The organism is Streptomyces sp. TG1A-8 (assembly GCF_030499535.1).
Lineage (GTDB): Bacteria > Actinomycetota > Actinomycetes > Streptomycetales > Streptomycetaceae > Streptomyces.
In genome coordinates this window covers 3,323,185-3,335,339 of the sequence record NZ_JASTLB010000001.1, presented here as the reverse complement: position 1 = coordinate 3,335,339, position 12,155 = coordinate 3,323,185, and the positions used below count along the sequence as shown (strand labels likewise).

The 12,155-nt window shown below is 71.6% G+C and carries 7 protein-coding genes; 5 read left to right on the top strand and 2 right to left on the bottom strand.

Features of this window, described 5'->3' with window-relative positions:
- Positions 1-39: 39 nt before the first annotated feature.
- Complete coding sequence (locus QQY24_RS14375) at positions 40-231, bottom strand: DUF397 domain-containing protein (protein ID WP_301973082.1); 192 nt, start codon at positions 229-231, stop codon at positions 40-42.
- Positions 228-1,115, bottom strand: coding sequence for a helix-turn-helix transcriptional regulator (locus tag QQY24_RS14370; RefSeq protein ID WP_301973081.1), 888 nt, complete (start codon positions 1,113-1,115; stop codon positions 228-230). Before QQY24_RS14370 ends, QQY24_RS14375 begins: the two co-directional genes overlap by 4 nt.
- Before the next feature lie 148 nt (positions 1,116-1,263).
- Between QQY24_RS14370 and QQY24_RS14365 the strand changes: the two genes are divergently transcribed.
- From QQY24_RS14365 to QQY24_RS14345, 5 genes are all read left to right on the top strand, one after another.
- Complete coding sequence (locus QQY24_RS14365) at positions 1,264-1,725, top strand: ATP-binding protein (protein ID WP_301973080.1); 462 nt, start codon at positions 1,264-1,266, stop codon at positions 1,723-1,725.
- A 172-nt stretch (positions 1,726-1,897) separates the two neighbouring features.
- Entirely contained in the window at positions 1,898-5,845 is a 3,948-nt protein-coding gene (locus QQY24_RS14360; RefSeq protein ID WP_301973079.1) for a PglY protein, read from the top strand.
- A complete protein-coding gene (gene pglZ / locus QQY24_RS14355) occupies positions 5,845-8,667 on the top strand; it encodes a BREX-2 system phosphatase PglZ (RefSeq protein WP_301973078.1) in 2,823 nt (940 codons plus the stop codon). The genes QQY24_RS14360 and pglZ overlap by 1 nt, the downstream gene beginning before the upstream one ends.
- The gene (gene brxD / locus QQY24_RS14350) at positions 8,664-9,995 is read left to right on the top strand and encodes a BREX system ATP-binding protein BrxD (RefSeq protein WP_301973077.1); all 1,332 of its coding nucleotides are present in this window, start codon (positions 8,664-8,666) and stop codon (positions 9,993-9,995) included. The genes pglZ and brxD overlap by 4 nt, the downstream gene beginning before the upstream one ends.
- Positions 9,992-12,115, top strand: coding sequence for a DEAD/DEAH box helicase (locus QQY24_RS14345; protein WP_301973076.1), 2,124 nt, complete (start codon positions 9,992-9,994; stop codon positions 12,113-12,115). Before brxD ends, QQY24_RS14345 begins: the two co-directional genes overlap by 4 nt.
- The last annotated feature ends 40 nt before the right edge of the window (positions 12,116-12,155 follow it).

The following is a 12,155-nucleotide window of genomic DNA, read 5'->3' as shown; positions in this document are numbered from 1 at the left end:
GAGAGCCACTGCGCTCTCCCCGAGCTGCCAACCGGCGACTCAGCGGGCGGTGCCGGAGGCGTGTTCGGTGAACGCCGACCAGGCGGTGGGGGACACGAGCAGCGGCTGAATCCGGGTGTCTTTGGAGTCCCGTACGTGCACAGCCTGTGGGGTCAAAGCCACCTCGACGCAGTTGTCACCAGAGCTGCCGCTGTAGCTGCTCTTGAACCAGTCCAGCTCGGGGGTGCTCATAGCGCTCCTCGCATCTTCTCCAGCAGGCGTACAGTGCCTCGGCAGTCGAGTGCCTGCGAGCGCAGCTTGCCATAGCGCTGGAGCATGATGCTCACGTTCTTCGGAGTGGTGATGAGCATGCTGGTCTGCTGGCCCTCCAAGTAACCCACCCACTCGTGGGCGGGTGTCTCCGCGAGGTAAATCAGGCCGTCGATGCCGCCGTGATCCTCCTGCTGTAAGGGCATCACCTGAAGCTCGACGTTGCGACGCGCACCTTGGGCCAGAAGGTGGTCAGTAAGTTGCTTCGTCACCTCCGCACCCCCCATCCGCCGTACCAGCAACGCCTCTTCGATCACGAAGCTGAACGTGGTGTTCGGGCGCTCGTCCAACAGCCTCTGCCGCTCCAGACGAGCGCTCACCTGGGTTTCGATCTGTTCCTCGGTCAGCGGCGGCAACCTCTGGTCGAAGATGGCCCGAATGTACGGCTCCGGCTGCAACAGCCCAGGAATCGCACGGCACTCGTACGCATAAAGCGACACCGCCTCCTCCTCGATCCCCGCCCACTGCCGGAACCACGACGCCAACCCCGCCCTCCGCGTAAGACTCCGCGCCGCAGCTCCCAGCACCTTGGCCGCGGCTGCCCCCAGTGCCGGTTCCGCCCGCGGCGGCAGGTCGCTCGGCGGGAACCGCTTCCCCTGCTCGATCTTGGCGACGTAGGCGGTGGAGTACTGCACTCGTCGGGCGAACTCCTCCTGGGTGAGCCGGGCCTCCTCCCGCAGCGCCTTCAGTACCGCGCCGAAGGTCTTGAGGCTGTCGGACAGGTCGTGCTCCCCGTTCGAGCCCCCGGCGCCACCGCCACAGCCACCGCCCCCGCTGCCGATCTCCCCGCCGTTGTCCGTCGCCATACAGTCGCCTCCCCGTGCACCGTGCACACGAACCCGCTATATGGTTACGCACCGTGACCCATCCAGTCCAGCGAGTGAACCAGTACAGCCGACTCTGTATCGGCGTCGGTCCTGTTGACGGGGGTGCGACGGCGGGACCTTGGTGTGCATGCCGACGCCGCAGACCCAAGTCACCGTCACCGTACGTACGTTCGCCCAGCGTTTCTCCTCGACCCGCCGTGGAGCACGCCTCGCCCGCCGGCTCGCCGCGCACCGACTGGAGGCGTGGGGCGTGCCGTACGGCTCCGCCGCGTCCGACACCCTCCTACTGATCGTCGCCGAGCTGGCCGCCAACGCCGTCCGGCACGGGCGCGTACCGGGGCGTGACTTCGCACTGCGGCTGGTGCACCGGCCCGCTGCCGCGCTCATCCGCGTCGAGGTGTCCGACACGCATCCGGCGCTGCCCGTGTGCCTGGCCCCGGCGCCCGCGGACGCCGACGGGGGCCGGGGCCTGCTCCTGGTCGACGCGCTCGCCTCCCGCTGGGGTGTGACCGAGCGCACCGGGCCGGGCAAGACGGTGTGGGCGGAGCTGGACCTCGCGGCGGGGACCCGCGCCGGGCACTCCACGTAAGCGCACCCGGCCGTCCGGGCCCGGCCGATCACCCATGGTGAGACCTCTTCCCGGAGGTGTGACGATCTCTCCTCCCGCTGTCGGACCCACCTGGCAAGATGGACGTCGCGCCAACGCCTGAGGGGGGCGCTGTCCGGGCCGGCCGCCAGCACAGTGAGGGAATGATCGCCTGATGTCGACCACAGAGCTGTTCCTCCGCGATGTCATCGACATCAAGGAGGACGTCCACGCGGGCGATTTCAAGGTCGACCTCTCCCAGGGATTTCACGAAGCCGACGAGCGGGTGGCGGAGTACGTCGTCACCGAGCAGTTGCAGAGGGCGTTCCGGCAGGCGCTCGGCGTCGTCGGGAAGGCCGTCCGCACGGGTGACTCGCACGCCGCGTACCTGCACGGCTCGTTCGGCGCCGGTAAGAGCCACTTCCTCACCGTGCTGCACGCCGTGCTCAAGGGCCACGAGGGGGCTCTGCACAAGCCGGGGCTGAAGGAGGTCGTCGCCGAGCACCGGGACTGGCTGGGCGGCAGCCGGTTCCTGATGATCCCGTACCACCTGGTCGGATCGACCGACCTGGACTCGGCGCTGCTCGGCGGGTACGTCCACACCGTGCGGGAGCTGCACCCGGAGGCGGCGACCCCCGCCGTCTACCGGTCGGACGCGCTGCTCGCCGACGCGGACCGGCAGCGTAAGTTCCTCGGCGACGACGACAAGTTCCGGCAGTGGCTCGGCGCCGGGGCGGCGGCCACCTCCGGCAGCGGAGGCGCGGACGACGAGGACGATCTGCCGGGCATCGACGCCGGAACCGAGCTGCCCGGCAGCGACGGCTGGAGCAGTGCCGAGCTGGACCGGGCCTTCGCCGCGCCGCCCGGCAGCGAGGAGCGGGAGCGGCTGGTGTCGGCGCTGCTGACCGGGCCCATGGCCGCGTACACGCAGGCCGCCCGCGGTGACGCCCAGTCCTTCATCCCGCTGGAGAACGGCCTGAAGGTCATCTCCCGCCACGCGAAGTCACTGGGCTACCACGGCGTCGTCCTCTTCCTGGACGAGCTGATCCTGTGGCTCCAGGCGCACATGGGCGACCAGGACTTCGTCCGCGACCAGGTGCAGCGGCTGGTCAAGCTGATCGAGTCCGCCGACAGCGGCCGGCCCGTGCCCCTCGTGTCCTTCATCTCCCGCCAGCGTGACCTGTCCCAGCTCATCGGCTCCGACGTGGCCGGCGCCGACGTGCAGAACCTGGAACAGCAGGTCGACTACCTCGCCGGCCGGATCGACGTCGTCGAGCTGGAGGACAGCAACCTCGTCGAGATCATCAAGCACCGGGTGCTCGCCCCGCGTCCGGGCATGGAGCAGGCGCGCGACGACGCGTTCAAGATCGTGGAGTCGTCGCGGGATGAGGTGCGGCAGGTGCTGCTCGACGCGCAGGGGCGCACCGAGGCGAGCTGGGACGACTTCCGCACCCTGTACCCGCTGTCCCCGGCGCTGCTGAACGTGCTGGTGGATCTCTCCGGCGCGCTCCAGCGCGAGCGGACCGGTCTGAAGCTGGTGCAAGAGCTGCTGCGGCGGCACCGCGACGACCTGCGGCTTGGCCAGCTCGTCCCGATCGGCGACCTGTGGGACGTGATCGCCGCGCGGACCGGTGAGGCGTTCACCGCCAGGCTCCGCAAGGAGTCGGAGATCGCGCACCGCTTCCACGCCCGCGTCCGCGAGCACCTGCTGACCAAGTACGGCTCGGCGGACGACAAGCGCTTCCGGACCGACGAGCGGCTGGTCAAGACGCTGCTGCTGGCCTCCCTCGCTCCCAACGTGCCCGCCCTGACCCGGCTCACCGGCGGCCGGCTCGCCGCGCTGAACCACGGCACCATCAGGACCCGGGTGGGCGACGCGGGCGCCGTCGCCGTCAAGCGTCTGCAGGAGCTCCAGGCCGAGGGCTTCGACGGCGAGCTGCGCAGCGAGGGCGACCCCGCCGACCCCGTCTTCCACCTGCACCTGTCCGACCTGGACGTCGAGCCGCTGCTGGAGGAGGTGCAGGGCGTCGCCGACCAGGACGGCTACCGCCGCCAGTGGATCAAGGACCAGCTGTGGGCCGCGCTGGGCATCCCCGACACCCAGGCGTTCGTGTGCGAGCGGACCGTCGTCTGGCGCGGCACCAAACGCACCGTCGAGTTCGTCTTCGGCAACGTCCGCGACCCCCACCTGCCCGACGCCGAGTTCGCGCCGCAGACCGAGGGCAACATCCGCTTCGTCTTCGACTACCCCTTCGACGGCCACGACCACTCGCCGATGGACGACGCCCAGCGGGTGGAGCGGCTGAAGCGTGCCGGGAAGACGGCGCCGACGATCGTATGGCTGCCGCACTTCCTGTCCGAGCAGAAGGCCCGCAGCCTCGGACGCCTTCTGAAGATCAACTACCTGCTGGAGCGCGACCGGCTGGACGATCACACGGCGACCCGCCCCGCCGAGGAGCGCATCCAGATCCGCAACCAGCTCAAGGCGTCCCGCGACAGCCTGACCACCCAGCTCACCGACGCGCTGCTGCAGTTGTACGGCATCAACAGGGCCGAACCGGGCACCACGGGAGCCGAGGTCCGCGACGGCGAACACCTGATCTCGCTCCAGCCGGGCTTCACCCGCACCCGGCCCGAACCGGCGGTCGGCTTCGAGGAGAACCTCTTCCTGCTCGCCGACGGGCTCCTCGGCGCCCGCCACCCCAAGCACCCCGACTTCGACCCGCGGCTCACCCGCAAGGCCGTCACCACCCGCGAGCTGAAGACCGCGCTCGAATGGATCACGAAGGCGATGGAGGACGGCTCCCGGCGTGTCGTGGTCGACAGCCACCAGCTTCCCGTCGTCCGCCGGATCGTGCACGCCCTCCAGCTCGGCGAGGTCCACGACGGCCCGCTGAACGTCACCACCGACTGGCGCCTGCGCATCAACAAGAAGGCCGCCGAGACCCCTGACGCCGGCCCGGACCTGTCCGTGGAGGACATCCGCGACTGGATCGAGGAACTCGGCTACACCGGCCTCGACCGCCACGTCAGCAACCTGATCATCGCCACGTACGCCCTGCTGGACGACCGCACCTGGGTCTACCAGACCTCGCCGCTGCCCAAGGCCCCGGAGCTGGAGCGGATCGGCCCCGGATACGGGCTGAGGGCCGTGGAACTGCCCACCGAGGAAGAATTCCACACCGCGCTCGGCCGTGCCGGGACGATCTTCGGCCGGACCGTCTCGCGTGTCCTGTTCGCCCGCAACGTCGCCCGGCTCGCCGAAGGCGTGCGCGCGGTCGCGGAGGAACACCGCGTGGCCCTCGGCGAGGTGCGCACCCTCCTGACGGAGCACGCGCGCCACCTCGGGCTGACCGGCGCCGACGCACCCCGCCTGAAGTCCACCAAGGCCGCCGCCGACCTCGTCGCCCGGCTGCTGCGCACCACCGAACCGGCCGCGTGCGTGCGGGAGCTGGCCGCCGCCGCGTACGACGTGACCGACGAGGAGATCGCGGGCGCCCTGCGGCACGCTCCCGAGGTCGCCGCCGTGCTGCGCGGCGCCCAGTGGTCCCTGCTGGAAGACGTGCGCCGCGACCTCGCGGTACGCCAGGACGGCCTCGGCGAGCGGGCGGCTCGGTTCCTGGACGAGGTGCACCGCGCTGCCCGCGAGCACGAGCAGACCGTCTCGCTCGTGCCCGTCCTGGACCGGCTCCCGGACACCGTCATGGCCCTGATGCGTGAGGCCACCCGCCTCGCCCAGCCCGCCCGGCCGGCCACTCCGCCCGTGGCGCCCCTCACGCCGGAGCCGACCGCCGAGGACGTCAGCCTCACCGACCACGGCAAGCCCCCCGTTCCCTCGACGCCCACTCCGGACGACGCCTCTCACGGCGGGAGCGGCGCCCAGGCCGTGGTCCCGGCACAGGCCGGTCGCCGGCGCGCCGTCCACCTGGTCGAGCCCACCCAGCTGGAGGTGTCGCTGGCCACCGCGGTCACCGAGATCGACGCGGAGATCCGCGCCTACCTCGCCGCCCACCCCGGCACCCGCATCCAGGTCACCTGGCATCCGGTCACCGACACCGGGTCCGCGACCGACACCTCCGCCGGAACCGAGGCGGAAGCGGACGGCGAAGGGACTGCCGGCTGATGGCCCCGGCCCTGCCCCGAGTGGGCCGCCGTACCGTCGAGGCCCTGCTCGCGGCGAACGCCAAGGACCTCGGCGAGCGCAGCCTCGTACTCGTCCACGGTCAGTACGCGCCCGGCGCCCCGCCGCAGTTCACGATCACCCTGGACGGCGAGACGCGGCGCGTTCACGTACGGGACGAAGCCTCCGCCCTCGGCGTCGTCGACGCCCTGCACGAGCACCGGAGCGCGGCTGCTTCCTCCGATGTGCTCGTGGTGACCACGGGCGTCGACGACGAGCAGCTCGGCTGGGACGTACGCGGCAGAGCCGTACGGCGAAAGACCCTCACCGTCGAGAACGCCGAGGTCGTCCTGCAGCGTTTCGGTGCCACCGGCCTGGACCCGCGGATGTACCGCGAGCGGTGGCTGCTGGAAGCCCTGGTCGAAGCGGAGCCCGCCGAAGCCGGCTGGCCGCGCGTCGGCGGCGTGCTGACCCGGGACGCGGCCCTGCGCGCCCTGACCACCGAACGGCTCGGCCTGCGTGCGGTGCACGGCTCCCCCGGCCAGGACGGGCAGGTCACTCTCGACGCCGACACTCTGCTCGCCTGGTCCCGCACACCCGCCGGTCCCCGGCGGTTCGCCGAACTGGGGGCCACCGAGCGCGCCGAACTGAAGAAATGGCTCGCGGAGGTGGCGGGACCGGCCGTCCCCGTCCTGCTGTCCCTTGCCGAAGCCGGCCTCGGCCACGACGCCCTGCCGCTCGGACTGCTCGGCGCCGCACTGCGGGACCCCGCCGCCCAGCCCGACACGGTGCTCGCCCTCGGCGGACTGTTCGGGCAGGTCATGCCCCGGCGGTCGGAACTCGCCGTGTTCACCGACGCCGTGGAGGGAACCCTCACCCGCTGGATCGCCGACGCCCGCACCAGCCACGACGCCCGCCTGCGCGTCGTCGCCGTACTGGAGAGGGCCGACGAGCTGGCCGAGAAGGCGGGACTCACCCCCGGCCTCACCGCGAGCCGGTTCCTTCCCTCCAGCTTCACCGCGCAACTGCGCCGGACCGTTGCCGAAGCCCGCCGTTCCCCGGCCGCCGGCGAGGCCGCGCTGGCCGACCTGCTCGGCCACGCCCTGGCTGGCCTCCGCCCGGACCACGTCCAGGCCGCCGAGACGGCCGTACGGGTGGCGCGCTGGCTCAGCGGCCCCGAGCCCGCCGTCACCGGCGTGGCCGCCGCCGTGCGGGCGCACGTCTGCGACTGGGGCTGGGTGGACCGGGCGCTCACCGTGCTGTGGGCGGGCGACCCAGAAGGCGACCTGGAGACCGGACGGGACCTGCGCGCCTTGTACGAGCAGGCACGTGAGCGCAGGCAGCGCCTCGATCAGGAGTTCGCCCCAAGGCTCGCAGCCTGGGCCGCGCACGCCACCGCCCAGCACCCCGACGGCTGCCTCGTCGTCGAGAACGTGCTGGACACCGTCGTACGCCCGCTGGCCGGCCAGACCGCTCCGCTCCTCCTCGTCCTCGACGGCATGAGCAGCGCGGTCGCCGCCCAGCTCGGTGAGGAGGCGGAACGCGACGGCTGGCGTGAGATCGTGCCGCGCCCGGAGCCCGGTCAGTCCCCCGCACGGCTCGCCGCCGTCTCGATGCTGCCGTCCGTCACCCGCGTCAGCCGTGCCTCTCTGCTGGCGGGCGAGGCGGCCGACGGTGGCCAGTCGGCCGAGACGAGTGGCTTCACCGCCTTCTGGAAGCGGCGGCGCAAGATGGCGGCCCTCTTCCACAAGGCCGCCATCGGTGGCGAGGCCGGCCACGCGCTCTCCCACGAGCTGATGACCGCCCTCGCCTCCGACGCCGTGGTGGGCGTGGTCCTCAACACCATCGACGAGGCACTCGACAACGGCCGGCACGGCCGCGGCACGACCTGGTCCCTGGCCGACGTCACGCACCTGCGGGAACTGCTCGCCGCCGCCCGCAGCTACGGTCGCCCGGTCGTCCTCGTCGCCGACCACGGACACGTCCTGGAGCGCGGCAGCCGCAGCGACGGCCCGATGACGGCCGCCGACGGCGCGGAGTCCGCCCGCTGGCGTACCGGCGACGCCGTGGGGGACGGGGAGATAGCCGTCCACGGCCCGAGGGTGCGCGAGGGCGGGGGAGCGGTGATCCTGCCGTGGCGCGAGGACATCCGCTACACCGGGCGGCGCGCCGGATACCACGGCGGGGCCTCCCTGGCCGAGGTGACCGTCCCGGTGCTCGTCCTGCTCCCGGCCGGGGAGGAGACCCCGAAGGACTGGGTGCCGCTGCCGCGGGAGCTGTCCACGCCGGGCTGGTGGCGGACGCACGTCAACCGGGACGCTCCCCAGCCCACTGTCGTGCCCGCTGATCAGCCGGTGGTGCCCTCGCCCACGCACCCCACGGCACCCGCCGTGAGCGCGCCGGCCACCGAGGCGCGGCCGTCTGCCCGGACGGAGGCCGCACCGCCGGTGGCGCAGTCTCTGGGGACGTTGGTGGTAGGCAGCGAGGTGTACGCAGCCCAGAAGGAGTACGTCCGCAAAGCGCCCGAGGCGAAGGTGGTGGCCGCGGTCGTCGACGCGCTCGTCTCCGCGGGCGGAACCATGTCCCCGGCCGCTCTCGCCACGGCGATCTCCGCGACCGGGCGGGTCCGCCGCAACATCGAGGGCTTCGTCACCACGGTACAGCGGCTGCTGAACGTCGAGGGGTACCCCGTCCTCGGGTTCATCGACGGCGGGCACGCGGTGAAGCTCGACGTGCCGCTCCTGCGCGGGCAGTTCCTGCCGGAGCAGAGCGCGCAGCAGACGGACGAGGCCGAAGACGGACAGCGGGAGGAGGAGAAGGCGTGACCGAGCCCGCCTCCGTGAGCGCGGTCCGCCGCCGCGAGGTCATCGACGCCCTGCGGCGCGGCGCCGTCCCGCAGTCCGGCCTCGACCTGTTCGCGGTCGGACTGGACCGGTTCGAAGCCGCCCTGGACGACGACCTCGCCACCGTCACCCGTGGCGGTGCTGCCTTCCACGCCGTCCGCGGCGATTACGGCTCCGGCAAGACCTTCTTCGCCCGCTGGCTGGCCGAACGCGCCAAACGTGCGGGACTTGCCACCGCCGAGGTGCAGATCTCCGAGACCGAGACACCGCTGCACCGGCTGGAGACCGTCTACCGCCGGCTCACCGAGCGCCTGGCCACTGCCACCCACCAGCCCAGCGCACTGCGTGCGGTCGTCGACTCGTGGTTCTACACCCTGGAGGAGGAGGTCCTCGACGGCTCGGAGATCGACGAGGACGACGAAAAAGCCCTCGCCGAGGCCGTGGACACGCTGATGGAACGCCGGCTCGCCGATGTCGCCCGCACCACGCCTGCGTTCGCCGCCGCCCTGCGCGGCTACCGCCGTGCTGTCACCGCCGGGGACGGCGCCACGGCGGAGGCCCTGATCGCCTGGCTCGGCGGCCAGAAGTCCGTGGCAGCCTCCGCCCGTCGGGCCGCAGGAGTGCGCGGAGATCTCGACCACTTCGCCGCGCTCGGCTTCCTCCAGGGACTCCTGACCGTGCTGCGTGACTGTGGCCACCCGGGGCTGCTCCTCGTCCTGGACGAGACGGAGACCCTGCAACGCGTCCGCGGCGACGTCCGGGAGAAGGGCCTCAACGCACTGCGCCAGTTGCTCGACGAGATCGACGCCGGACGCTTCCCCGGCCTCTTCCTCGTCATCACCGGAACCCCCGCGTTCTACGACGGCCAGCAGGGTGTCCAGCGTCTCCCGCCCCTGGCCCAGCGGCTCGCCACCGACTTCACCACGGACGCCCGCTTCGACTCGCCCCGCGCCGTCCAGCTCCGCCTGCCCGGCTTCGACCTGCCGCGCCTGGGGGAACTCGGCCGGCAGGTGCGGGACCTCTACCAGGGCGCGGCCCGCCACCCCGAGCGGGTCACCGCGCGGGTCGACGACTCCTACGTCGGCGAACTCGCCACCGCCGTCACCGGAGGTCTGGGCGGCAACGTCGGCATCGCCCCCCGCGTCTTCCTGCGCAAGCTCGTCGCCGACGTGCTCGACCGTGTCGACGAGTTCGAGGAATTCGACCCACGCAAGCACTACCAGCTCACCGTCTCGGCCGGCGAGCTGACGGACACCGAACGCAACGCCGCCGCCGACCGGGCGGACGACATCGAGCTGGAACTGCCGTGACCACCGCCGACGGCCTGGAACCGGCGCTGGTCCACCACATCGTCAACACCCTGGGTTGGAAGGACCTGCGCCCGCTCCAGAAGGCTGCCGTCACCCCGCTCACCGCAGGAGACGACGCCCTGCTGCTGGCCCCGACGGCCGGCGGCAAGACCGAAGCCGCCTACTTCCCCCTGCTGTCCCGGATGCACGCCCAGGGCTGGTCCGGCACCTCGGTGCTGTACGTGTGTCCCCTCAAGGCGCTGCTGAACAACCTGCTTCCGCGTGTGGAGACCTACACCGCCTGGCTCGGCCGGTCCGCGGCCCTGTGGCACGGCGACACACCGGCCGGCGCCCGGCGGCGCATCCTCGCATCCCGGCCCGACGTGCTGCTCACCACTCCCGAGTCGCTGGAAGCCATGCTGGTCAGCGTCAACGTCGACCACGCGTCCTTCTTCTCCGGGCTGCGGGCCGTGGTCGTCGACGAGGTCCACGCCTTCGCCGGCGACGACCGTGGCTGGCACCTGCTCGCCGTACTGGAGCGCCTGCAGCGCGTCGTGGGCCGCTCCGTGCAGCGCGTCGGTCTCTCCGCGACTGTCGGCAACCCCGAAGCCCTGCTCACCTGGCTCCAGGGATCGGGAGCAGGCCGGCGCCCCGGCCGCGTGGTCGCGCCCCACCTGGCCGAGGCCCAGCCGACGTCGGCCTCCGTACTGCCGGGTGACATCCAGCTCGACTACGTCGGCTCGCTCGACAACGCGGCCACCGTCATCAGCGCTCTCCACCGGGGGGAGAAGAGGCTCGTCTTCTGCGAGTCGCGGCGCTTGGTCGAGGAACTGGGCGCCAAGCTGCGGGCCAAAGGGGTGACCACGTTCCTCTCACACGCCTCCCTCTCCCTCGACGAACGCAGACGCGCGGAACTTGCGTTCGCCGAGGCGCGCGACTGCGTGATCATCGCTACGAGCACCCTGGAACTGGGCATCGACGTCGGCGACCTGGACCGCGTCATCCAGATCGACGCCCCCACCTCAGTCGCCTCCTTCCTGCAGCGCCTCGGCCGCACCGGGCGCCGCCCCGGCACGACCCGGAACTGCCTCTTCCTCACCCTCGACCAAGGCGGGCTCCTGGCCGCCGCGGGACTGCTGCTCCAGTGGTCACGAGGCTGGGTCGAACCGGTCACCGCACCACCCGAGCCCCGGCACATCGTCGCCCAGCAGCTGCTCGCCCTCTGCCTCCAGGAACACCGCGTCGGAGACAAACTCTGGCAGGAGTGGTGGAACGGCCTGGGACCGTTCGGAGGCTCGGCCGAGCCGATCGTCCGCCACTTGGTGGAGGAGGGATACCTGGACCAGGACGGCGGCATGCTGTTCATCGGCCCCGAAGCCGAACGGCGCTTCGCACACCGCCACTTCATGAACCTCACCGCCGTCTTCACCGCACCCCCGCAGTTCACCGTCCTCCAGGGCCGCACCGAGATCGGCCGCACCGACCCCGCCCTGCTCACCGAGCGTGTCGCTGGCCCTCGTCGGCTCCTCCTCGCCGGCCGCAGCTGGCAGGTCACCTACATCGACTGGCGCCGCAAACGCTGCTTCGTCGAGCCGGTCGACGGCGGCGGAAAGGCCAAGTGGAGCGGCACGGGCTTCGGCCAGGGCACCTCTTTCGAGGTCACACGTGCGGTGCGTGAGGTGGTGCTCGGCACGGATCCGCCCGTCGCCCTGACCCAACGCGCCACCACGACGCTCAAGGAGGCGCGTGAGACTTTTCTGGAGAAGGTTCACCCGGGCGGCACGTTGATCGTGCACGATGAATCGGGGCAACTTCGATGGTGGACCTGGGCAGGCCACCGGGCGAACGCGACGCTGGCGGCCACGCTGGAGGGAATCGCCGTACCGGCTCAACGCATCAACGATCACTGGATCCGTCTGCGGGAAGACCTCACGCCACCGGTGTGGAAGGAAGCCCTGAACGAGGCTCCGGACCGGTTTTGCCTTCCCGCCGTCGACGAACGGGCGGTACGAGGGCTGAAGTTCGGGGATGCGCTGCCGCCACGCTTGGCGGAAGCGACGCTGTCGGCCCGGCTGGCGGACCTGAAAGCCGCAACAGCAGTGCTGGCCGAACCCGTACGTTTTGTCGCCGCCTGTAAGTGAAGCGGTACATGGCTTGCCGAATGATCACAACGCACGACCA